The following is a 24112-nucleotide window of genomic DNA, read 5'->3' as shown; positions in this document are numbered from 1 at the left end:
CTGCGCAGCGGCCCCCAATAAAAACACCGCGATTTGCCAGGCAAAACGCGGTGTTTGGTTTTAGGGCTGCTTCGCAGCCCAGCGGGAGCAAGCTCCCTCGCCACAGGATCAGCGTTAAACCTGGGATTGCGCGCCTTCAAACCACTTGAGTTTCTCGCGCAACACCACCACCTCACCGACAATCACCAGTGTCGGCGCATGCACTTCATGCTCCGCCACCATGCGCGGCAAATCCGCCAATGTGCCGGTAAACACGCGCTGGTTGGACGTGGTGCCCTGCTGGATCAACGCCGCCGGTGTATCTGCCGCGCGCCCGTGCTTGATCAGTTGCTCACAGATGATCGGCAAGCCAATCAGGCCCATGTAGAACACCAACGTTTGCGACGGCCCTACCAGGTCATGCCAAGGCAGGTCCGACGTCCCGTTCTTCAAATGCCCGGTGATAAAACGCACCGACTGCGCATAGTCACGGTGCGTCAGCGGAATCCCGGCATACGCCGCGCAACCACTGGCCGCCGTAATCCCCGGCACTACCTGGAACGGGATGCCATGGGCCGCCAGTTCCTCGATTTCTTCGCCGCCACGACCGAAGATGAACGGATCGCCACCTTTGAGTCGCAGCACACGCTTGCCCTGCTTGGCCAGGTCCACCAGTTGCTGGTTGATCTGGTCCTGCGGCACGGCATGGTCGGCGCGACGCTTGCCGACGTAGATACGCTCGGCGTCACGTCGGCACAGCTCAAGAATCGCCGGGGCCACCAGGCGGTCATACAGCACCACATCGGCCTGCTGCATCAGGCGCAAGGCGCGGAACGTCAGCAGGTCCGGATCACCCGGGCCTGCACCCACCAGATAGACTTCGCCCGGCGCATACGGCGGCGCGCCATTGACCTTTTCGATCAACAGACGCTCAGCTTCATCGCCCTGCCCGGCCAATTGACGGTCGGCGATCGGGCCTTGGAACACTTCTTCCCAAAAGGCCCGACGCTGCTGCACATCCGGGTACAAACCTTTGACCTGGGCGCGAAAACGCGCCGCCAAACCGGCCAATTGGCCATAGGTCGACGGAATCCAGGTTTCCAGCTTGGCGCGGATCAAGCGCGCCAGCACCGGCGCATCGCCGCCGCTGGACACCGCAATCACCAACGGTGAACGGTCGACAATCGCCGGGAAGATCACGCTGCACAAGGCGGGCGCGTCCACCACATTGACCGGCACACAGCGGCGCTTGGCATCGCTGGACACTTGCGCATTCAGCGGTTCGTCGTCCGTGGCCGCGATGATCAGCACGCAGCCGTCAAGGTCGGCCTCCTGATAACCGCGCAAAATCAGGTCCCCGCCACTGCCCAGCACCAGTTCTCGCAACTGGTCTTCGATCTGGGGAGCAACCACCCGCAGCAACGCACCGGCGTCGGCCAGCAGCCGGGATTTGCGCAAGGCAATCTCCCCGCCACCGACGACCAACACACGACTGCCGCGCAGGTTATGAAACAGCGGCAGAAATTCCATTTAGCCGATGACCTCAACGCCGCCCATATACGGCTTGAGCACTTCCGGCACGCGGATGGAACCGTCGGCCTGCTGGTAGTTTTCCAGCACGGCCACCAGGGTACGGCCTACGGCCAGGCCCGAGCCGTTGAGGGTGTGCACCAGTTCCGGCTTGCCGGTTTCCGGGTTACGGAAACGCGCCTGCATGCGACGGGCCTGGAAATCACCGCAGTTGGAGCACGACGAAATCTCGCGGTACTTGTCCTGGCTCGGCACCCACACTTCGAGGTCGTAGGTTTTCACGGCACTGAAACCCATGTCGCCGGTGCACAGCGCCAGTACGCGGTACGGCAGCTCCAGCAGTTGCAGGACGCGCTCGGCGTTGGCGGTCAGGCCTTCCAGGGCTTCCATGGAGGTCGACGGTTCAACAACCTGCACCATTTCAACTTTGTCGAACTGGTGCTGGCGGATCATGCCGCGCGTGTCACGCCCCGAAGCGCCGGCTTCGCTACGGAAGCACGGGCTGTGGGCCACGAACTTGATCGGCAGCTGCTTGGCGTCGAGGATTTCGCCGGCGACGATGTTGGTCAGCGACACTTCGGCGGTCGGGATCAGGTACAGGTCGGCTTCGCCGTCGCGGCTGATCTTGAACAGATCCTCCTCGAACTTAGGCAATTGGCTGGTGCCCATCAGCGCCGGCGCCTGCACCAGATATGGCGTGTAGGCTTCTTCGTAGCCGTGTTCAGCGGTGTGCAGGTTGATCATGAACTGCGCCAGGGCACGGTGCATGCGCGCGATCGGGCCGCGCAGCAGAGCAAAGCGTGCGCCGGACATTTTGGCGGCCGTTTCGAAATCCAGGCCGCCGGTCAGTTCGCCCAACGCAACGTGATCCTTGATCTCGAAATCAAAGGCTTTTGGCGTGCCCCAACGGCGCACTTCGACGTTGCCGTCTTCGTCTTCACCAATGGGCACGGATTCGTGCGGAATATTCGGGATGCCCAGCAGGATCGAATCCAGCTCGGTCTGAATGCCTTCCAGCTCGACTTTGCCGTCGGACAGCTCGGTGCCCATGCGCTCGACGTCCGCCATCAACGGCGCGATGTCTTCGCCACGCTGCTTGGCCTGACCGATGGATTTGGAACGCGCATTCCGCTCAGCCTGCAGTGCTTCGGTGCGGGTCTGGACGGTCTTGCGCTGTTCTTCCAGCGCTTCGATGCGCGCAACATCCAAGGCAAAGCCACGGGATGCCAGGCGGTCCGCTACGTCCTGAAGGTTGCTACGTAACAGTTTGGAATCGAGCATGTCGGTCTCTCGTTTATCAAAGTTTGGTCAAGGACAGGCCAGCCCAGGTGGCGAGCAGCCCGCCGAACACGCTGATGCCCAGGTAACCGAAAGCTACCAAAGCTTGCCCGCTTTCCAGCAGGCGCACCGTATCCAGTGAAAAGGATGAAAAGGTCGTAAGACCGCCTACAAAACCGACAATCAAGCCGGCGCGAACCTCAATCGGCACTTCGGGGCGCAACAGGAACCAGCCGTACAACAGGCCGATAATCAGGCAACCCACCAGGTTGACCGCCAGAGTGGCCGCATAAAAATGCTTCGGCCAATTGGCGCTGACCCAAGTGCCAGTGGCGAAACGCAATAATGTACCAGCGATGCCCGCGGCGGACACGGCAAGAATGGTCTTGAGCACTACTTTCTCCGCTGTTTTGGGCTGAGACGGTCGAGTTGGGCCAGGTGATTGAGCTTTTCACCGATTTTCAGCTCCAGGCCACGCGGCACCGGCTGATACAGCGGCAAGGGCTCAAGCTCATCGGGGAAGTAGTCTTCGCCGGCCGCGTAGGCGTCCGGCTCATCGTGGGCATAGCGGTATTCGTCGCCATAACCCAACTGCTTCATAAGCTTGGTTGGCGCATTGCGCAGGTGCATCGGCACCTCAAGAGAGCCGTATTCGGCAGCGGCGCGCAGGGCGGATTTGAAGCCCATGTACACCGCGTTGCTTTTTGGCGCGCAGGCCAGATAGGTGATGGCCTGGGCCACGGCCAACTCGCCTTCCGGGCTACCCAGGCGCTCCTGCACATCCCAGGCGGCCAGGCACAGGCTCAAGGCGCGCGGGTCGGCGTTGCCGATGTCTTCGCTGGCCATGCGTACCACGCGGCGCGCCAGGTACAGCGGGTCGCAGCCGCCGTCGATCATGCGTGCAAACCAGTACAACGCGCCGTCGGGGTTGGAGCCGCGCACAGACTTGTGCAGTGCCGAGATCTGATCGTAAAAGGCTTCGCCGCCCTTGTCGAAACGGCGGCGCGTGTCGCCGAGCAGGCTTTGCAACAGGTCGACGCCAATCTCACTGCCGTCTTCGGCCAAATCCGAGGCATTCTCCAGCAGGTTCAGAAAGCGGCGACCATCGCCATCGGCGGCGGCCAGCAGAATTTTGAAGCCTTCTTCGCTGACACTCAGCTGGCGCTTGCCCAAGCCCTTGTCTTCGCTTAGGGCACGATGCAGCAGCTTTTGCATCGCCGCTTCGTCCAGGCTCTTGAGCACATAGACACGCGCTCGCGAGAGCAAGGCATTGTTGAGTTCAAACGAAGGGTTTTCGGTGGTAGCGCCAATAAAGATTAACGTACCGTCTTCGACATACGGCAAAAACGCGTCTTGCTGCGACTTGTTGAAACGATGCACTTCGTCGACAAACAGGATGGTGCGCTTGCCGTATTGCCCAGCCTGTTGCTTGGCAACTTCTACCGCCTGGCGAATCTCTTTGACCCCGGCCAGTACCGCCGAAACCGTTTCGAAGTGTGCATCCGAGACTTTCGCCAGCAGCCGCGCCAGGGTGGTTTTACCCACGCCCGGCGGCCCCCAGAAAATCATCGAGTGCAGCGCACCCTGCTCCAGGGCTTCACGCAAAGGCTTGCCGCGAGCGAGCAGGTGTTCCTGCCCGACGTACTCATCCAGGTTGGTCGAGCGCAAACGCGCCGCCAAAGGCTGAGCAATCGGGTCACTTCGAAACAAATCCATGGGCAGCGTTTGAAACCTCTAGACAGGTTATTCCTGGATCACGTCGGCACCCTTGGGGATGACGAACTTGAACTTGGATGCGTCCACTGGCTGGTTAGCCTTGACGCCGGAGAACAGGATGTCGGTCCGCTGGCCCACGCTGTCGATCAGGCGCATGTTGTTGATCACACCATTGCCGAACGACAGGTTCAGGCTGTCAAACAGCGTGTCCTTGGATTTGGGCTTGAGGGTGAACTCGATCACGTTGCTGGTTTGCTTGGAGGTGATATCGAAGCTGTCGTTGATCTTTGATACATCGCCCGACAGCAGCAGCGCCGGCGTCTGGTTCAAACGAGGGTCGAGCTTCTTGATGGTCGCCTGTTCCAGGTCCGGGTCCCACAGGGTGACCTTCTGGCCATCGGAAACAATCGTCTGCTCGGCCTTGCCTTCGGTGTGCCAGTAGAACAGACCAGGACGCTGTACGGCCATTTCGCCTTCGGTTTGCTGCAACTGGGTGCCGCCGGCATCCAGGGTCAACTGGGAGAAGCGTGCGGTCAGGGTCTTGGACTTGTCCAGCAGGTTAGTCAGGCTGGCCACCGAGGCCGGATCAGCGTGGGCCGAAACAGCAGTCAGGGCCAGTGCCGGCAACAACAGCATGCGGATAAAGCGCATGGGAATCCTCATTGAGTCGTCAGGGCGCGCTGCGTGTTGTCACGCAGCGCGGAATCAGTCGCGCATCTGCCCGGGAGCGATGACTTCACGCGAACCGTTGGTGTTCATGGCGGTTACGACGCCAGCGTTTTCCATGGATTCGATCATGCGGGCGGCGCGGTTGTAACCGATTTTGAGCTTGCGCTGCACCGCAGAGATCGAGGCGCGACGGCTTTCGAGTACGAATGCCACGGCTTCGTCGTAGAGCGCGTCGGTTTCGGCATCGTCATCACCGCTGCTACCGCCGTCGAAGCCGCTGCCGGCCTCTTCGACGCCTGCGAGGATGTCGTCGTTGTATTCCGGCGCGCCGCGCAGCTTCCAGGCTTCCACCACGCGGTGAACTTCATCATCGGAGACGAAGGCGCCGTGAACCCGGATTGGCAGGCTGGTGCCCGGCGGCATATAGAGCATGTCACCGTGACCCAGCAGTTGTTCGGCGCCGCCCTGGTCGATGATAGTGCGCGAGTCGATCTTGCTGGAAACCTGGAACGCCATCCGCGTTGGAATGTTGGCCTTGATCAAGCCGGTGATCACATCCACCGACGGCCGCTGGGTGGCGAGGATCAAGTGAATACCGGCCGCACGGGCCTTTTGGGCGATACGCGCGATCAGTTCTTCCACCTTCTTGCCGACGATCATCATCATGTCGGCAAATTCATCGACCACCACCACGATGGTCGGCAGCTTGGTCAGCAGCGGCGCTTCGTCGTGAATGCTTTCGCGCTTGTACAGTGGGTCGGTCAGCGGTGTACCGGCGTCCTGGGCTTCCTTGACCTTGGCATTGAAGCCCGACAGGTTACGCACGCCCATCTTCGCCATCAGCTTGTAGCGACGCTCCATCTCGGCGACGCTCCAGCGCAAGGCGTTGGCGGCGTCCTTCATATCGGTCACCACCGGGCACAGCAGGTGCGGGATGCCTTCGTAGATCGACAATTCGAGCATCTTCGGGTCGATCATGATCAGCTTGGCGTCATCCGGGCCGGACTTGAACAGGATCGACAGAATCATCGCGTTCACGCCCACCGACTTACCGGAACCGGTGGTACCGGCCACCAGCAAGTGCGGCATTTTCGCCAGGTCGGTGATCACCGGCTTGCCGCCGATGTCGTGGCCGAGGGCCAGGGTGACCGGTGACTTGAAGTTGTCGTATTCCGGCGTCGACAGCACCTCGGAGAACCGCACGATCTGACGGTCTTCGTTGGGAATCTCGATGCCGACGGTGGTCTTGCCGGGTATCACTTCCACCACACGCACACTGGTCACGGCCAGGGAGCGGGCCAAGTCTTTGGCCAGGTTGGAGATACGGCTGACCTTGACGCCCGCTGCCGGCTGGATTTCGTAACGGGTAATCACCGGGCCTGGGTGGATCGAATCCACCGAGACTTCGACGCCGAATTCCTTGAGCTTGATTTCCAGCAGGTGGCCGACGGCCGCCAGGGATTCCGGAGAATAATTGAGTTGTTTCTTTTCGGCCGGGTCGAGAATCGAGATCGGCGGCAAGGTGCCCTCTACGGCGCTGTCGACGAACAACGGCGCCTGCTTCTCTTTCTGCACACGATGGCTCGGCTCCGGCGCTTTGGGCGGTGCCGGGGCAATCACCGGCGGCACCTGCTTCTCGCGGTCCGACATGTGCTTGCTCAGGGCTTGCTCGCGCTCGATAAGGCGTTCCTTGACCTTGGCTTGCTCGCGGCGGTCCGGCGTACTCGGGGCCACCACTTCGTTAACGCGGGTGTCCACCTCACGCAGTTGCGCGACCATGCGTTTGCGATCGACCCGGGCCGACCACCAGCGGTTGGCTGCGCCCTGGAACAATTCGAGCAGGTCCAGGGTGATCTTGCCGGTCACGTCCATCACCTTGAACCACGACAGGTCGGTGAACACAGTGAGGCCGAACAGGAACAGCGCGATAAACATCAAGGTGCTGCCCTGGATATTCAGGGTCTTGCGCGCCAGGTCGCCGAGGCTTTCGCCCAACGCCCCGCCCGCGCCCGCCGGCAAGCCGGTAGGTGCATGAAAATGAATGTGCGCCAGCGCCGCGCCGGACAACACCAGGAACACCAGGCCGATCAGGCGCCAGGAGAACAGCCAGCCGCTCCACTGCCACGGTTCGTGACGCTGGCGGAAGATCTGCCAGGTCTTGATCGCCAGCAACAGTGGGAAGATATACGCAAAGTAGCCCAGCACCATAAACAGGATATCGGCGCTGTAGGAACCGGCGGGGCCGCCGAAGTTCTGCACGTCTTCGATCTTGCTGTTGTGGCTCCAGCCCGGATCGTCCTTGCCATAGGTAAGCAAGGCCATCATCAGGAACAGGCACAGGGCGCCGATAGCGATCAGCGCGCCTTCCTTGAGTCGGTAATGCAGGTGCTGGCGCCAGGCCGGCACGACTGCTGCTTTAGGTGTTGCGGCGGATTTCTTCAAAACGGGTCTATTCCTGCGCCTTTAGCGCGTCCATCTGTTGAATGACTGCACACTGCTCAATCCGAGCAGCTGAAAAATGAACGAATGTCGCTGAAACTACTTTTAACATTGGGTGATGAACAGGTGAAAGGGCGAAAACGCCACAATGCCCGCATTGTACGGGTTTGCGTCGACGATGCCACGTACTTGCCCTCACCCGGTGGCCTGCACAGATGATGTGTCATAGCCTGTTCAATTTGAGCACGCATTGTCTTTGCTGACAAAGGCTTATGCGCTGTTTTTATCAAAGCAGGCAAGCTTGGCAATTGGCCTGCATGGCCCAGACCCGATTACGACCGCGCCCAAAGGGTAGAGTTGCAGAAACACCTATTAACGCTATTGCGCGCGGATGCCCGATTCGGGCTGGCCCCACAGCGCCATGTCGACAATAATCATCCCACATGCGGCAGGCGTCATACCTGCCACTCCCCTCCCCTACCGTAAGCCTGGATACCATGCTGACCTGGTTGCAACGCGATTCCCTGACTTTCCCGCCGCTGGCCAAAGCCATGCGCGAACCCAATGGCTTGCTGGCCGCCGGTGGCGACCTGTCGGCCGAGCGACTGATCCAGGCCTACCGCCATGGCTGTTTCCCGTGGTTCTCCGACGGCCAGCCGATCCTCTGGTGGTCTCCAGACCCGCGCACGGTGATATTCCCCGACGAGCTGCACGTGTCACGCAGCCTCGGCAAACTGTTGCGTCAGCAGCGCTACAGCGTGACCTTTGATCAGGACTTCGCCGCCGTCATCCAGGCCTGCGCCGCGCCCCGCGCTTATGCAGACGGCACCTGGATCACCGAAGGTATCCAAAGCGCCTACCTGGAGCTGCACCGGCGCGGCTACGCGCATTCCGTCGAAGTATGGGATGAAGGCAAGCTGGTCGGCGGTCTGTATGGCCTGGCAATGGGCCAGTTATTTTTTGGCGAATCGATGTTCAGCCGCGCCGACAATGCCTCCAAGTTCGGCTTTGCCACGCTGACCCGCCAGTTGCAGGCCTGGGGTTTTGTACTGATCGACTGCCAGATGCCCAATGATCACCTGCACAGCCTCGGCGCCCGCGCCATACCGCGCAGTGAATTTGCCGGCTTCCTGCGTAACCATTTAGACCAGCCCAGCTCTGGCCCGTGGGTTTCCTAGGCGACTTCCTCGTACCTGGCTTACACTTATTTCAAAGCTTATCCCGAGGGTTGATCATGACCGAGCTGGCACGCTTGAAGTTCTATGCCACTCAAGCTCACTCTTGCAGCTATCTGCCTGACGAGCAGGCCACCACACTGTTCCTCGACCCCAGCCAGCCGATGGACGTGCATGTGTATGCCGACCTCTCAGAGATGGGTTTTCGGCGCAGCGGCGATCATCTGTACCGGCCCCATTGCCAGAACTGCAATGCGTGCGTGCCTGCACGCATCCCGGTTGCGCAGTTTTTGCCGGACCGCAACCAGAAACGCATCCTCAAACGTAACGCCGACCTGACGGTCACGGCCACCAAGCCGCAGTACAGCGAAGAATATTTCGATCTTTACCAACGCTACATCGAACAACGCCATGCGGACGGCGATATGTTCCCGCCCAGCCGCGATCAGTTTTCGACCTTCCTGGTGCGCGACCTGCCCTTCTCGCGCTTCTATGAGTTCCGCCTGGACGGCCGCTTGCTGGCGGTGGCGGTGACCGACCTGCTGCCCAACGGCCTGTCGGCGGTCTACACCTTCTATGAGCCGGCCGAAGAACGCCGCAGCCTTGGGCGCTTTGCGATTTTGTGGCAAATCGGTGAAGCCGCGCGCCTGGAACTGGAGGCGGTGTACCTCGGATACTGGATCAAGAACTGCAAAAAGATGAACTACAAGACCCAATATCGGCCCATTGAGCTACTGATTAATCAAAGATGGGTAACGCTTAACTAGAACCCCTTGGCTTAAACACCCTTTTTCGGGCACAATGCACGCCGCTTTTGCCTGGCGCAGTTGCACCGGGCCATTCACTGGATACCGAGGGCTTTACTGCATGTCGAAAGAAGACAGCTTCGAAATGGAAGGCACTGTCGTCGACACCCTGCCCAACACCATGTTTCGTGTGGAGTTGGAAAATGGGCACGTCGTAACCGCGCATATCTCCGGCAAGATGCGCAAGAACTACATTCGTATTCTTACCGGTGACAAAGTGCGCGTCGAGCTGACGCCCTATGACTTGAGCAAAGGGCGCATCACTTACCGCGCTCGTTAAGCAAGTCAATACAAAACGCCCGGTTATACCGGGCGTTTTTGTGTGTGCGCAATTTTGTTCAACACCACAAATCCCTGTGGGAGCTGGCTTGCCTGCGATGGCGGTCTATCAGGAAAATATTCTTCAGCTGACCCACCGCTATCGCAGGCAAGCCAGCTCCCACAGTAGATCTCCAACGTATTCAAGACAGCAAAAAGGCGCCCTTGGGCGCCTTTTTACTGTGTTGCGATCAGCTATCAGGCCATTTCGGCGGTGGTTTCGAACTCGAAGGTCAGCTCGCCATCCTTCAGGTCGATGTGCACCACGCCACCATGGTCGGAAAGCTCGCCAAACAGGATCTCTTCGGCCAGTGGCCGCTTGATCTTGTCCTGGATCAGACGCGCCATTGGACGAGCGCCCATTGCCGAGTCGTAGCCACCCTGGGCCAGCCAGTTGCGCGCCGCGTCCGTTACGTCAAGCTGCACGCGCTTGTCTTCCAACTGCGCTTGAAGCTCGGTAAGGAACTTGTCCACCACGCTTTTGATGACCTCATGGCTGAGGCGACCAAACTGGATAATGGTGTCCAGACGGTTGCGGAACTCCGGCGTGAAGCTCTTCTTGATCACTTCCATCGCATCGGACGAGTGATCCTGATGCGTAAAGCCAATAGAGGCTCGCGCAGCAGTCTCGGCACCGGCGTTGGTGGTCATGATCACGATGACGTTGCGGAAGTCCGCCTTGCGCCCGTTGTTGTCGGTCAGGGTACCGTGGTCCATGACCTGCAGCAGCAGGTTGAAGACTTCCGGGTGAGCCTTCTCGATTTCATCGAGCAACAGCACGCAGTGTGGCTGCTTGGTGATGGCTTCGGTCAGCAGGCCGCCCTGGTCGAACCCGACATAGCCCGGAGGCGCGCCGATCAGGCGCGACACGGTGTGGCGCTCCATGTATTCGGACATGTCGAAACGCACCAGTTCAATACCCATGGCCTTGGCCAATTGCCGCGCAGCTTCGGTCTTGCCGACGCCGGTCGGGCCTGCGAACAGGAACGAACCGACCGGCTTGTCCGGCGACTTGAGGCCCGCACGCGACAACTTGATCGCCGTGGACAGCGCGTCGATGGCCGCATCCTGACCGAACACGGTCAGCTTGAGGTCACGCTCCAGATTACGCAGCAGCTCCTTGTCGGAACTGTTGACGTGCTTGGGCGGAATCCGCGCGATCTTCGCCACGATGTCCTCGACTTGAGGCACGTCGATGCGCTTCACGCGTTTCTCGACCGGCTGCAGGCGCTGGTAGGCCCCCGCTTCATCGATCACGTCGATCGCCTTGTCCGGCATGTGGCGATCATTGATGTAGCGCGACGCCAGTTCAGCGGCCGCGCGCAACGCTTCATCGGTGTACTCGATGCCATGGTGCGCTTCAAAACGCCCCTTGAGCCCGCGCAGGATGCCGATGGTGTCTTCAACCGAAGGCTCGGAGACGTCGACTTTCTGGAAACGACGCGCCAGGGCACGGTCTTTTTCGAAGATGCCGCGAAATTCCTGGAACGTGGTCGAGCCAATGCAGCGGATATCACCCGACGACAACAACGGCTTGAGCAGGTTGGAGGCGTCCATCACCCCACCCGACGCCGCACCGGCGCCAATGATGGTGTGGATTTCATCGATAAACAGGATCGCCTGCGGGCGTTTTTTAAGCTCGCCGAGCAGCGCCTTGAAGCGCTTCTCGAAATCGCCACGGTACTTGGTCCCGGCGAGCAACGCGCCCAGGTCAAGGGAATAGACGACGCTGTTGGCCAGCAGGTCCGGCACCTGGTTATCCACGATGCGCTTGGCCAGGCCTTCGGCAATCGCGGTTTTACCCACGCCCGCCTCGCCCACCAGCAATGGGTTGTTCTTGCGACGACGCGCGAGGATCTGCGCTACACGCTCAACCTCAAGCTCACGCCCCACCAGCGGATCAATCCGCCCCTGGCGCGCCAGTTCGTTAAGGTTGCTGGCATAGGCATCCAGTGGATTGCCCGAAGAAGAAGACTCACCGCCCTCGTCGTCCTGCATATCCTGCTCACCCTCGGAATGATCGCCGTGCCCTGGCACTTTGGAGATACCGTGGGCGATGTAGTTGACGACATCAATACGGGCAACGCTCTGCTGCTTGAGCAGGAACACTGCCTGGCTTTCCTGTTCGCTGAAAATCGCCACAAGCACATTGGCGCCCGTGACCTCACGCTTACCGGAGCTCTGTACGTGGAAGACAGCACGCTGCAATACCCGCTGGAAGCCCAGGGTTGGCTGGGTCTCACGGTCCTCGTCATGCACGGGGATCAGTGGCGTGGTGGAGTCGATGAACTCCTGCAGGTCATGCTTGAGTTTGTCGAGGTTGGCGCCGCACGCACGCAGAACGGTGGCGGCAGCTTCGTTATCCAAAAGTGCCAGCAGCAGGTGCTCGACGGTCATGAATTCATGACGCTTCGAACGAGCCTCCTTGAAGGCAAGATTGAGGGTGACTTCGAGCTCGCGGTTTAACATAGCTTCACCTCATACCCAAGTGGTCGGCGTTAACCGTCCTTCTCGATTTCACAGAGTAGCGGATGCTGGCTTTCCCTGGCGTACTGGTTGACCTGCATGGCCTTTGTCTCGGCGATGTCACGGGTAAACACTCCACATACTGCCCGTCCTTCTGTGTGAACGGCCAGCATTACCTTGGTCGCCAGCTCGCGGTTCAGGTTAAAAAACACCTCGAGCACTTCGACGACGAAATCCATCGGTGTGTAGTCATCATTAAACAAAACCACCTTGTACATCGGCGGCGCCTGAAGAGCAGGCTTCGCCTCCTGGACAGCAATGCCTGCAGAACCGTCGTCATCGTGTTCCTGATCCGGGCGATCCTGATTGAATGTTAGTCGAATCTGGCTGTTTGCATGCATGGAAAGAAAGGTTCGTCAGTGGTTCAAATACAGTGGTGGGGGCGACCTGTCAGATTTTCAACTACTGACCGGTTGGTCGCCTTGACTATCGGCGAAACGGTGTTACAACCAATAGAACCCACAGTGGGTAAAAAAGGTCCGCGCAGTCAACCTTATTTATTCGGGTTAGGACGGATAAACTGGATGATACTCCAGTGATGGAGTCTGGTGCAGAGGGATATGGTATGTCTGGCGTCAAGATCAATGGCAAGGTCAAATGGTTCAATAATGCCAAAGGGTACGGGTTCATTAACGCGGAAGGGAAACCCGACGAAGATCTTTTTGCGCATTACTCGGCAATCAACATGGATGCATACAAGACGCTGAAAGCAGGCCAAGCAGTCAGTTTTGAAACGATTGAAGGACCGAAAGGACTGCACGCAGTGAACATCGATGCAGTGAACGCCGAAGTACACGAAAAACCCGCAACCCCAGCTGCTAAAAAAGAAAAGAAAGTCGTGGCCTGATCCGCCACTGAACCAGCAGGTTGCAATAAAAAACCGGCCATCTCAAACCATTAGAGACGGCCGGTTTTTTCTTGCCCGCTGTTTACATGTGCGAGATCAGCGCATCACCGAAGCCCGAAGACGACACCAGCTTGGCGCCCTCCATCAAGCGCTCGAAGTCATAGGTCACGGTCTTGGCCGAAATAGCGCCATTGGTGCCCTTGATAATCAAGTCAGCCGCCTCCGTCCACCCCATGTGCCGCAGCATCATTTCCGCCGACAGAATCAATGAGCCCGGGTTGACCTGGTCTTTGCCTGCGTATTTTGGCGCCGTGCCGTGGGTGGCTTCGAACATCGCCACGGTGTCCGAGAGGTTGGCCCCCGGGGCAATCCCGATGCCGCCCACTTCCGCCGCCAAGGCGTCGGAGAGGTAGTCGCCGTTCAGGTTGAGGGTCGCGATTACATCGTATTCGGCCGGACGCAACAGGATCTGCTGGAGCATTGCATCGGCAATGGCATCCTTGACCACCACATTCTTGCCGGTTTTCGGGTTTTTGAACTGCATCCACGGGCCGCCGTCGAGCAGGGTCGCCCCGAACTCTTCAGCCGCCACCTCGTAGGCCCACTCCTTGAAGGCACCTTCGGTGAACTTCATGATGTTGCCTTTGTGCACGATCGTCAGCGAGTCGCGGTCGTTATCCACGACATACTGCAGGGCTTTGCGCGCCAGACGCTTGGTACCTTCCAGGGACACTGGCTTGATGCCAATGCCGCAATCCTGATCGAAACGAATCTTGGTGACGCCCATCTCTTCCTTCAGGAATTTGATCACCTTGATCGCTTCCGGCGAACCGGCCTTCCACTCAATACCGGCGTAAATATCCTCGGAGTTCTCACGAAAGATGGTCATGTCGACATCGCCAGGCTTCTTGACCGGGCTGGGCACGCCTTCAAACCAGCGCACCGGGCGCAGGCACACATATAAATCGAGCTGCTGACGCAGGGCCACGTTCAACGAACGGATGCCGCCGCCAACCGGCGTGGTCAGCGGGCCTTTGATGGAAACCACGTAATCCTTGACCGCATCCAGGGTTTCCTGGGGCAGCCAGGTGTCCTGGTCGTAGACTTGAGTCGCCTTCTCGCCGGCATACACCTCCATCCAGGAGATTTTGCGTTTTCCGCCGTAGGCCTTTTCAACAGCCGCGTCGACCACCTTGATCATCACCGGGCTGATGTCGACGCCAATACCGTCGCCTTCTATATAAGGGATGATCGGTTGGTCAGGAACATTGAGAGAATGGTCTGCATTGACGGTGATTTTGTCGCCGACTGCCGGAACCTGAATCTTCTTGTATCCCATGCTGAACTCCATCTATGGATTGAACATCTGGCTGCGTTCGAGCCTACTCCAGATAAATGGCGACTGAAACCTCACGCCATGCTCATTTGCATCGAAAACAGCATAATTTGTCGCCTACAAGCCTGAAAGCAAAGACAAAATCGCCAATCTTGAGCACATCGTGCGACTTTGGTCGCAGTCTGGGCCCTGCGACCTTTAGACCAATGGACGACACACCTTTTGTATGAAGGCTCGGCGTAAGCATAGCGACCTATGTATAATGCCGCCGCTGACCAAAGAGTCACGACGGCGGACCGCTCTAGAACAAAGCCTTCCGCTACAAAGCAGGACTAATACAATAGTCCACCCGCTTGACGCTCGACTGATGCAACCCAACATCACCGCGAAGAAACCTCGACATTTCGCTCATGGATGACTTTGAACGAACGCGCTCCACCCGGCGCATCTCGAGTTTCTGCGCACGCTTTCAGCAAAGAAGAGAGTTAATCCGAATATGCCCACCCGCTCGAAGATCATCTACACCTTCACCGACGAAGCCCCAGCCCTCGCCACCTATTCACTGCTGCCTATCGTAGAGGCCTTCACCGCTTCCGCTGATATTGCCGTGGAAACCCGCGACATTTCCCTGGCCGCGCGCATCCTCGCAAGCTTCCCCGAGCAACTGGGCACCAAGGCTATCCCGGACCACCTCGCCGAACTGGGCGACCTGGCCGTTACGCCTGAAGCCAACATCATCAAGCTGCCTAACATCAGTGCTTCGACCCCGCAGCTGCAAGCGGCGATCAAGGAACTGCAGGCCCAGGGCTACGCCCTGCCGGACTACCCGGAAACCGTAACCACCGACGCGGAAAAAGAAACCCGCGCACGTTACGACAAGGTCAAGGGCAGCGCCGTGAACCCGGTACTGCGCGAAGGCAACTCCGACCGCCGCGCACCGCTGTCGGTCAAGAACTACGCGCGCAAGCACCCGCATAAAATGGGCGCCTGGGCTGCGGACTCCAAGTCCCACGTGGCCCACATGAGCAACGGCGACTTCTACGGCAGCGAGAAAGCCGTACAGATCGAAGCGGCTGACGCCGTCAAGATCGAACTGATCGCCAAGGACGGTACCGCTACCGTCCTGAAAGAAAAAACCAGCTTGCAGGCTGGCGAGATCATCGACACCGCCGTGCTGAGCAAGAATGCCCTGCGCAGCTTCATCGCCGCTGAAATCGAAGACGCCAAGAAACAAGGCGTACTGCTGTCGGTCCACTTGAAAGCCACCATGATGAAGGTCTCCGACCCGATCATGTTCGGCCAGATCGTTGCCGAGTTCTATAAAGACGCACTGGCCAAGCACGCTGTCGTGCTGGAGCAGATCGGCTTTAACCTGAACAACGGCATCGGCGACCTGTACGCCCGCATCAAGGCCCTGCCGGCCGATCAGCAAGCGCAGATCGAAGCCGACATCCAGGCGGTGTACGCCGCTCGTCCGTCCCTGGCCATGGTCAACTCGGACAAAGGCATTACCAACCTGCACGTGCCGAGCGACGTCATCGTCGACGCCTCGATGCCAGCCATGATCCGTGACTCCGGCAAAATGTGGGGCACCGACGGCCAATTGCACGACACCAAGGCGGTGATCCCGGATCGCTGCTACGCCACCATCTACCAAGCCGTCATCGAAGACTGCAAGGCCAATGGCGCTTTCGACCCAACCACCATGGGCAGCGTGCCAAACGTTGGCTTGATGGCCAAGAAAGCCGAAGAGTACGGCTCCCACGACAAGACCTTCCAGATCAAGGCTGACGGCGTAGTCCGCGTCACCGACAGCAAGGGCAACCTGCTGATGGAACAGGCTGTCGAAGCCGGCGACATCTTCCGCATGTGCCAGACCAAAGACGCGCCGATCCAGGACTGGGTCAAACTGGCCGTCAACCGTGCTCGCGCCAGCAACACCCCGGCCATTTTCTGGCTGGACCCTAAGCGTGCCCACGATGGCGTGGTGGTCGAGAAAGTTCAGGCTTACCTGAAAGACCACAACACCGAAGGCCTGGACATCCGCATCATGTCGCCGGTCGACGCGATGAAGTTCACCCTGGAGCGCACCCGCAAGGGCCTGGACACCATCTCGGTGACCGGTAACGTTCTGCGTGACTACCTGACCGACCTGTTCCCGATCATGGAACTGGGCACCAGTGCCAAGATGCTGTCGATCGTGCCGCTGATGAACGGCGGCGGCCTGTTCGAAACCGGCGCCGGCGGTTCGGCTCCAAAGCACGTGCAGCAACTGGTTGAAGAGAACTTCCTGCGCTGGGATTCCCTGGGCGAGTTCCTGGCCCTGGCCGCGTCCCTTGAGCATTTGGGTGTCACCTACAACAACCCGAAAGCCCTGGTGCTGTCCAAGACCCTGGACCAGGCCACTGGCCAGTTCCTGGACAACAACAAGTCGCCATCGCGCAAAGTCGGCAACATCGACAACCGCGGCAGCCACTTCTACCTGGCGCTGTACTGGGCTCAAGCCCTGGCCGCACAGACTGAAGATGCTGCACTGCAAGCGCAGTTTGGCGAACTGGCCAAAACCCTGGCCGACAACGAGGCAACCATCGTTGCCGAGCTGAACGCCGTACAGGGCAAGCCAGTGGACATCGGCGGCTACTACGCGCCGAACCCGGAGCTGACCAGCAAAGCCATGCGCCCAAGCAACACCCTCAACGCGGCCATTGCCAAGTTGAAGTAAGGTTGTAAGGATGCAAAGAAGCCCCGGCCCCGTGCCGGGGTTTCTGTTTGTGCCCCCGATTTCATTGAACAACCCCGATCAAATGTGGGAGCTGGCTTGCCTGCGATAGCGGTGGTTCAGCTGCATCTGGGTCAACTGACAGACTGCTATCGCAGGCAAGCCAGCTCCCACACTGAACGAGTTTCTTTAGTCACTACACATTGAGGCACCTATGACCTGGCAACCCCACATCACCGTCGCCACCCTCGTCGAAGACAACGGCCGCTTCCTGATGGTCGAGGAACTCAAGGGCGGCCGCGCCGTGCTCAACCAGCCGGCCGGCCATCTGGACCCGCATGAAACCCTCATCGAAGCTGCCGTGCGTGAAACCCTCGAAGAAACCGGCTGGGACGTCGAGGCCACCGGCATTGTCGGCATCTACCTGTACACCGCTCCCAGCAATGGCGTGACTTATCAGCGCGTGTGTTTTACCGCCAAGGCCTTGAAACATCACCCCGACTACCAGCTCGATGAAGGCATCGTCCGCGCCCGCTGGCTGACCCGTGAGGAGCTGATGGCCCTGCGCGACGACTGGCGCAGTGAGCTGATCATCCGCTGTATCGATGATTATCTGGCCGGCCAGCGCCATAGCCTCGAATTGATCCGCCCTTCTCTTTAGCCTTGCGGGCGTGAGCCTGTTAGAATCGCGTCCTTTTTCAAGACACCCGTTGAAACCCTATGCGTGATCCAGCCCCTTCTGACACACAAAAGAAGCGCGTCATCGTCGGCATGTCCGGCGGCGTGGATTCTTCCGTTTCCGCCGTTCTGCTCATGGAGCAGGGTTATGAGGTGGAAGGCCTGTTCATGAAGAACTGGGAAGAAGACGATGGAACGGAATATTGCACCGCCATGGACGACCTGGCCGACGCCCAGGCCGTGTGCGACAAGATCGGCATCAAGCTGCACACCGCCAACTTCGCCGCCGAGTACTGGGACAACGTGTTCGAGCACTTCCTGGCCGAATACAAGGCCGGCCGTACGCCGAACCCGGACATCCTGTGTAACCGCGAAATCAAGTTCAAGGCGTTCCTCGACTACGCCATGATCCTTGGCGCCGACCTGATTGCCACTGGCCATTACGTGCGCCGTCGCGATATCGATGGCCGTACCGAACTGCTCAAAGGCCTGGACCCGAACAAGGACCAGAGCTACTTCCTGCACGCCGTGGGCGGTGAACAGATCGCCAAGACCCTGTTCCCGGTCGGCGAGCTGGAAAAACCCGAAGTGCGCAAGATCGCCGAAAAACACGGCCTGGCTACCGCCAAGAAGAAGGATTCCACCGGGATCTGCTTTATCGGCGAGCGCCGCTTCAGCGACTTCCTCAAGCAATACCTGCCGGCACAACCTGGCGAGATCAAAACCACCGACGGTGAAGTGATCGGCCGTCACCATGGCTTGATGTACCACACCATTGGCCAGCGTCAGGGGCTGGGCATCGGCGGCCTTAAAGACGCCGGTGAAGAACCCTGGTACGTGCTGGTCAAGGACCTGGAAAACAACGTGCTGGTCGTCGGCCAGGGCAACGAGCACCCGCTGCTGTTCTCGGGCGCGCTGCTGGCCTCGGAAATCTATTGGGTCAACCCGATCGACCTGAGCACGCCACGCCGCCTGACCGCCAAAGTGCGCTATCGCCAAAGCGACCAGCCCTGCACCCTGGAAAAAACCGCCAGCGGCTACCGCGCCACGTTCGATGACCCGCAACGCGCGGTCACGCCCGGCCAATCGGTGGTGTTCTATGACGGTGAAATCTGCCTGGGTGGCGGCGTGATTGAAGTCGCCGAAGCCTGGAGCAACCCGGCATGAGCCCGACCCAGGAGCAATTGACGGCGCTCGGCGGAGTTTTCCTCGCCGCAGTGCTGGTCGACAAGATTGCCAAGACCGGCCAGGTGACCGAGGCAGGCCTGACCTGCATGCTCGGCAGCCTGCTGATTCGCGACCCCAAGGACACACTGGAAGTCTACGGCGGTGATGATCTGGCGCTACGCGAAGGCTACCGCGCGCTGATCGGCGCCCTGGAGCGCGACCCAAGCACCTTGCAACGTGAGCCGTTGCGCTATGCGCTGTCGATGCTCGGCCTTGAACGGCAACTGGCCAAGCGTGACGACCTGCTCGAAACCATCGGCAAACGCCTGCCGCAGATTCAGTCCCAGGTGGAGCACTTCGGCCCGGCCCACGAAAACGTGATTGCTGCCTGTGGCGCGCTGTACCAGGACACGTTGAGCACTTTGCGCCAACGCATCCAGGTGCACGGCGACATGCGCAACCTGCAACAACCGAACAACGCCTCGAAAATCCGCGCCCTGCTCCTGGCCGGCATTCGTTCGGCGCGGTTGTGGCGCCAGTTGGGCGGTCATCGCTGGCAGTTGGTGATCAGCCGACGCAAATTGCTCAAAGAGCTTTACCCGTTGATGCGCAACGAATAAGTCGCAGCGACCCGTTTTTTTTATAGCCTCACGCGTAATACGCCGGTCAGTTGGCGACGGACCGGCGGATTTTTTCATGTATGATACGCGCCCCATTTCGTTGCCCGACTGTCCGAGAACACCCCATGCAGCTCTCTTCGCTCACTGCGGTTTCCCCTGTTGACGGCCGCTACGCCGGCAAAACCCAGGCCCTGCGCCCTATTTTCAGCGAATACGGTCTGATCCGTGCTCGTGTTCTGGTTGAAGTGCGCTGGCTCCAGCGCCTGGCCGCTCACCCTGCCATCAGCGAAGTGCCGGCGTTTTCCGCCGAAGCCAACGCTGTATTGAACACCCTGGCGGAAAACTTCTCCCTGGAGCACGCCGAGCGTGTGAAAGAGATCGAGCGCACCACCAACCACGACGTTAAAGCCATCGAATACCTGCTCAAAGAGCAAGCGGCCAAGCTGCCGGAACTGGCCCAGGTCAGCGAGTTCATCCACTTTGCCTGCACCAGCGAGGACATCAACAACCTGTCCCACGCCCTGATGCTGCGCGAAGGCCGTGATGACGTGATGCTGCCGCTGATGCGCCAGACCGCTGACGCCATCCGCGAACTGGCCATCCGTTTCGCCGACGTGCCGATGCTGTCGCGCACCCACGGCCAACCAGCTTCGCCGACCACTTTGGGCAAAGAACTGGCCAACGTGGTGTATCGCCTGGAGCGCCAGATCGCTCAAGTCGCCGCCGTGCCGCTGCTGGGCAAGATCAACGGCGCCGTGGGCAACTACAACGCCCACCTGTCGGCCTACCCGGAAATCGACTGGGAAGAAAATGCCCGCGCCTTCATCGAAGACGAGCTGGGCCTGGGCTTCAACCCCTACACCACGCAGATCGAACCGCACGACTACATCGCCGAACTGTTCGACGCCATTGCGCGCTTCAACACCATCCTGATCGACTTCGATCGCGATATCTGGGGCTACATCTCCCTGGGCTACTTCAAGCAGCGCACCATCGCAGGCGAGATCGGTTCGTCGACCATGCCGCACAAGGTCAACCCGATCGACTTCGAAAACTCCGAAGGCAACCTCGGCATCGCCAACGCCCTGTTCCAGCACTTGGCCAGCAAGTTGCCGATCTCGCGCTGGCAGCGCGACCTGACCGACTCCACCGTACTGCGTAACCTCGGCGTGGGCTTTGCCCACAGCGTGATCGCCTACGAAGCCAGCCTCAAAGGCATCAGCAAGCTTGAGCTCAACGCGCAGAAGATCGCCGCTGACCTGGATGCGTGCTGGGAAGTATTGGCCGAGCCGATCCAGACCGTAATGCGCCGCTACAACATCGAAAACCCCTACGAGAAGCTGAAAGAGTTGACGCGCGGCAAGGGCATCAGCCCTGAGGCGCTGCAAACTTTCATCGACGGCCTGGACATGCCAGCCGCCGCCAAGGCCGAGCTGAAATTGCTCACCCCGGCCAACTACATCGGCAATGCGGTGGCCCAAGCCAAGCGCATCTGATTTAGCGCAAGCCCTCTTGAGACGCCCGGCCGCGCCGGGCGTTTTTATTCCTGTCTTAAAAGTGCTTTTTTTCAATAGGTTACACATGAATCCTGATATTCCTCTTCAACTTCTGGGCGGCATCACGGCACGCGAATTCCTGCGCGACTACTGGCAGAAAAAACCGCTGCTGATCCGTCAGGCCATCCCTGATTTCGAAAGCCCGATCGACGCCGACGAACTGGCCGGCCTGGCCCTGGAAGAAGAAGTTGAATCGCGCCTGGTAATCGAACACGGCGAGCGCCCATGGGAACTGCGCCGCGGCCCGTTCGCCGAAGATGCGTTCAGCACATTGCCAGAGCGTGAGTGGACCCTGCTGGTGCAGGCAGTCGACCAGTTCGTACCCGAAGTTGCCGAATTGCTCGGGCACTTCCGCTTTTTGCCCAGCTGGCGCATCGATGATGTGATGATCAGCTTCGCCGCACCCGGCGGCAGTGTTGGCCCGCACTTCGACAACTACGACGTGTTCCTGCTGCAGGCCCAAGGCAAGCGCAACTGGAAAATCGGCCAGATGTGCAATTCCGAAAGCCCGCTGCTGCAACACGCCGACCTGCGCATCCTCGCAGAATTCGAACAGAGCGAAGAATGGGTGCTGGAACCGGGCGACATGCTTTACCTGCCGCCGCGTCTGGCGCACTTCGGCATCGCCGAAGATGACTGCATGACCTATTCGGTGGGCTTCCGCGCACCGAGCGCCGCCGAAGTGCTGACCCACTTCACCGACTTCCTCAGCCAGTACCTGACCGATGAAGAGCGCTACACGGACGCCGACGCCCAACCAGTCAGCGACCCGCACCAGATTCAGGCGGATGCACTCGACCGCCTCAAAGGTCTGTTGGCCGAGCACATGAGCGACGAGCGCATGCTGCTGACCTGGTTCGGCCAGTTCATGACCGAGCCGCGCTACCCGGAACTGGTCGCCGGTGAAGAATTGGGCGAAGAAGACTTTATCAGCAGCCTGGAAAACGGCGCGATTCTGGTGCGCAACCCGAGCGCGCGCATGGCGTGGTCGGAAGTGGACGATGACGTACTGCTGTTTGCCAGCGGCCAGAGCCGTTATCTGCCAGGCAAACTGCGCGAACTGTTGAAACTGGTCTGCTCGGCCGACGCCCTGCACAGCGAAAACCTCGGCACCTGGCTGGCCGACGAAGACGGTCGTGACCTGCTGTGCGAACTGGTCAAGCAAGGAAGCCTGGGATTTGCCGATGAATAAGATTCACGTAAGTGTCGCGGACTGGCAAAAGGATATCGCTGAGATTCGGCGCATTCGTGAGGCGGTGTTTATCGCTGAACAATCGGTTCCACCAGAGTTGGAATGGGATGCGGATGACGCCGACGCAATGCATTTTCTTGCATTCGAAGGCGATTTTCCGATTGGCACCGCTCGCCTGCTGCCCAGCGGCGAGATTGGTCGCGTGTCGGTACTCAAGGACTGGCGCGGACTGAAGGTCGGCGACAAGCTGATGGAAACGGTGATCGGCGAGGCCGAAAAACGTGGCCAGACCAGGCAGTTCCTGAGTGCGCAGGTGTATGCGGCGCCGTTTTATGAGCGGCTGGGTTTCAAGATCGTCAGTGACGAATTCCTTGAAGTCGGGATTCCGCACGTTGATATGGTGCGCGAGGGCTGATTCGAGATCGAGTCGCCCTTATCGCAGGCAAGCCAGCTCCCACAGGGGAATGCATTCCAAATGTGGGAGCTGGCTTGCCTGCGATAGCGCCATCAGCAACACCCAAAATGCCCTGCCTGCCAGGGCATTTTGCCGTCTACGATTCAACTTGCGACCCGCCAGGCCGACAAACTGGCACTATCAAGCCTAATTGACTCGCAGAGATAACGGACATGTCCCTACGCACCCTGCTCACCGCCCTGCTCCTCACTGCCAGCGCCTGCGCCATGGCCGACACCGAAGTCGTTAATCTGAGCAACCGCACCAGCGCCGACCTGCTGCCCGTCGCGCAGAACTTTATCGGCAAGGACGGCACCGTCAGCGCCTATGGCAACCAGCTTATTGTTAAAGCGGACCCCGGCAAGATCCAGGACCTGCGCGCCCTGCTCACGCAACTGGACACACCCGCCAAGCGCCTGTTGATCACCGTCGACAGCAACGAAAACAACCAGCAGAACAGCGGTGACAGCCAAACCCGCATCATCAGCTACGGCACTGCCAGCCGCGACGGCGGCATCCAGCAGATCCAGGCCAGTGAAGGCGTGCCCGCACTGATTCAGGTCGGCCAGAGCGTGCCACTGACCACCACGCAGCCTGACGCCTACGGCCGCCCGCAGAACCAGACCCAGTACCGCAACGTCACCCAGGGCTTTTACGTGACTGCCAGTGTCACTGGCGAGACCGTACACCTGGCTATCAGTACCAACCGTGACCGCATGAGCCAGGAACGTCCCGATGTAGTGAATATTCAAAGTACCGACACAACGGTCAGTGGCCGCCTGGGCGAATGGATCCCGCTGGCGGGTATCAATCGCGAGACCCAGGCCGATAAATCCTCTACAACCCGCAGCTACTCTACCCAGGGCCGTGACGACCTGACTTTGCGGGTCAAGGTCGACACCCTGAACTAAAGCACCAAAAACTGACTGGCGAGTCGCATTAGACTAAAGATGTAGTGCCTGAAAAATAGCACTACAAAACATTTGACGAGCCAAAAAAGCCTGTGCATGATGGCCTCGCTCCCGCTAATCAGAGGCCCTGGCAAGGGCCTTCGAATCGCCGCTCTAAGCTACCCACCTGAGCCGATTCGTGTCTGTACCGCCCACA

21 protein-coding genes are annotated in these 24112 nt (G+C 59.5%); 12 read left to right on the top strand and 9 right to left on the bottom strand.

Going from position 1 to position 24112, the window contains the following annotated elements; genetic code table 11:
- Positions 1–114: 114 nt before the first annotated feature.
- The 6 genes from cysG to ACQY47_RS26800 are packed head-to-tail and all read right to left on the bottom strand — an operon-like array spanning position 115 to position 7614.
- Positions 115–1509 (bottom strand): siroheme synthase CysG, encoded by a 1395-nt coding sequence (cysG, locus tag ACQY47_RS26825; protein WP_017137497.1) that lies wholly within the window; start codon positions 1507–1509, stop codon positions 115–117.
- Entirely contained in the window at positions 1510–2790 is a 1281-nt protein-coding gene (gene serS, locus ACQY47_RS26820) for a serine--tRNA ligase (protein ID WP_017137498.1), read from the bottom strand.
- 16 nt (positions 2791–2806) lie between these two features.
- Positions 2807–3181, bottom strand: coding sequence for a fluoride efflux transporter CrcB (crcB, locus tag ACQY47_RS26815; RefSeq protein ID WP_017137499.1), 375 nt, complete (start codon positions 3179–3181; stop codon positions 2807–2809).
- Positions 3181–4503, bottom strand: coding sequence for a replication-associated recombination protein A (locus ACQY47_RS26810; protein ID WP_099548025.1), 1323 nt, complete (start codon positions 4501–4503; stop codon positions 3181–3183). Before ACQY47_RS26810 ends, crcB begins: the two co-directional genes overlap by 1 nt.
- Positions 4504–4530: 27 nt before the next feature.
- Positions 4531–5154 carry an outer membrane lipoprotein chaperone LolA gene (gene lolA / locus ACQY47_RS26805; RefSeq protein ID WP_017137501.1) on the bottom strand — a complete coding sequence of 208 codons (624 nt, stop codon included), beginning with the start codon at positions 5152–5154 and terminating at the stop codon, positions 4531–4533.
- A 54-nt stretch (positions 5155–5208) separates the two neighbouring features.
- On the bottom strand, positions 5209–7614 hold the full coding sequence (locus ACQY47_RS26800) for a DNA translocase FtsK (protein WP_069788233.1): 2406 nt from the start codon (positions 7612–7614) through the stop codon (positions 5209–5211).
- 494 nt (positions 7615–8108) lie between these two features.
- Here ACQY47_RS26800 and aat point away from each other — a divergent pair, with 494 nt between their 5' ends.
- The 3 genes from aat (at position 8109) to infA (ending at position 9872) form a co-directional block, all read left to right on the top strand.
- Positions 8109–8789, top strand: coding sequence for a leucyl/phenylalanyl-tRNA--protein transferase (aat, locus tag ACQY47_RS26795; RefSeq protein ID WP_017137503.1), 681 nt, complete (start codon positions 8109–8111; stop codon positions 8787–8789).
- Between the two features lie 56 nt (positions 8790–8845).
- The gene (locus ACQY47_RS26790) at positions 8846–9553 is read left to right on the top strand and encodes an arginyltransferase (RefSeq protein ID WP_017137504.1); all 708 of its coding nucleotides are present in this window, start codon (positions 8846–8848) and stop codon (positions 9551–9553) included.
- 100 nt (positions 9554–9653) lie between these two features.
- Positions 9654–9872 (top strand): translation initiation factor IF-1, encoded by a 219-nt coding sequence (gene infA, locus ACQY47_RS26785; RefSeq protein ID WP_002553999.1) that lies wholly within the window; start codon positions 9654–9656, stop codon positions 9870–9872.
- Positions 9873–10108: 236 nt separating this feature from the next.
- On the opposite strand, the gene clpA is transcribed toward infA, so the two are convergent.
- Entirely contained in the window at positions 10109–12379 is a 2271-nt protein-coding gene (clpA, locus tag ACQY47_RS26780; protein ID WP_053256828.1) for an ATP-dependent Clp protease ATP-binding subunit ClpA, read from the bottom strand.
- Positions 12380–12408: 29 nt separating this feature from the next.
- Positions 12409–12777: an ATP-dependent Clp protease adapter ClpS gene (gene clpS / locus ACQY47_RS26775; RefSeq protein WP_005789091.1), complete on the bottom strand. Its 369-nt coding sequence runs from the start codon at positions 12775–12777 to the stop codon at positions 12409–12411.
- Positions 12778–13001: 224 nt separating this feature from the next.
- Between clpS and ACQY47_RS26770 the strand changes: the two genes are divergently transcribed.
- On the top strand, positions 13002–13283 hold the full coding sequence (locus ACQY47_RS26770; protein ID WP_428553331.1) for a cold shock domain-containing protein: 282 nt from the start codon (positions 13002–13004) through the stop codon (positions 13281–13283).
- An 82-nt stretch (positions 13284–13365) separates the two neighbouring features.
- On the opposite strand, the gene icd is transcribed toward ACQY47_RS26770, so the two are convergent.
- On the bottom strand, positions 13366–14622 hold the full coding sequence (icd, locus tag ACQY47_RS26765; protein WP_428553328.1) for an NADP-dependent isocitrate dehydrogenase: 1257 nt from the start codon (positions 14620–14622) through the stop codon (positions 13366–13368).
- Positions 14623–15115: 493 nt separating this feature from the next.
- On the opposite strand from icd, the gene ACQY47_RS26760 reads away from it, so the two are divergent.
- From ACQY47_RS26760 to ACQY47_RS26725, 8 genes are all read left to right on the top strand, one after another.
- Complete coding sequence (locus tag ACQY47_RS26760; protein ID WP_169988260.1) at positions 15116–17341, top strand: NADP-dependent isocitrate dehydrogenase; 2226 nt, start codon at positions 15116–15118, stop codon at positions 17339–17341.
- Positions 17342–17552: 211 nt separating this feature from the next.
- Complete coding sequence (locus ACQY47_RS26755; RefSeq protein ID WP_138453860.1) at positions 17553–17999, top strand: NUDIX hydrolase; 447 nt, start codon at positions 17553–17555, stop codon at positions 17997–17999.
- A 59-nt stretch (positions 18000–18058) separates the two neighbouring features.
- Positions 18059–19183: a tRNA 2-thiouridine(34) synthase MnmA gene (gene mnmA / locus ACQY47_RS26750; protein WP_017137509.1), complete on the top strand. Its 1125-nt coding sequence runs from the start codon at positions 18059–18061 to the stop codon at positions 19181–19183.
- Entirely contained in the window at positions 19180–19803 is a 624-nt protein-coding gene (gene hflD, locus ACQY47_RS26745) for a high frequency lysogenization protein HflD (protein WP_017137510.1), read from the top strand. The genes mnmA and hflD overlap by 4 nt, the downstream gene beginning before the upstream one ends.
- Before the next feature lie 125 nt (positions 19804–19928).
- Positions 19929–21299, top strand: coding sequence for an adenylosuccinate lyase (gene purB, locus ACQY47_RS26740; RefSeq protein WP_017137511.1), 1371 nt, complete (start codon positions 19929–19931; stop codon positions 21297–21299).
- 85 nt (positions 21300–21384) lie between these two features.
- Positions 21385–22551 (top strand): cupin domain-containing protein, encoded by a 1167-nt coding sequence (locus ACQY47_RS26735; protein ID WP_017137512.1) that lies wholly within the window; start codon positions 21385–21387, stop codon positions 22549–22551.
- A complete protein-coding gene (locus ACQY47_RS26730) occupies positions 22544–22966 on the top strand; it encodes a GNAT family N-acetyltransferase (protein WP_017137513.1) in 423 nt (140 codons plus the stop codon). The genes ACQY47_RS26735 and ACQY47_RS26730 overlap by 8 nt, the downstream gene beginning before the upstream one ends.
- A gap of 212 nt (positions 22967–23178) precedes the next feature.
- On the top strand, positions 23179–23916 hold the full coding sequence (locus ACQY47_RS26725; RefSeq protein ID WP_138453639.1) for a secretin N-terminal domain-containing protein: 738 nt from the start codon (positions 23179–23181) through the stop codon (positions 23914–23916).
- Positions 23917–24112: the final 196 nt, after the last annotated feature.

The sequence above is a fragment of the Pseudomonas edaphica genome, from assembly GCF_965277385.1.
GTDB classification, from domain to species: Bacteria; Pseudomonadota; Gammaproteobacteria; order Pseudomonadales; family Pseudomonadaceae; genus Aquipseudomonas; species Aquipseudomonas edaphica.
Note: the sequence above shows the minus strand (reverse complement) of the source record. Positions and strands in the feature narration are given on the sequence as shown.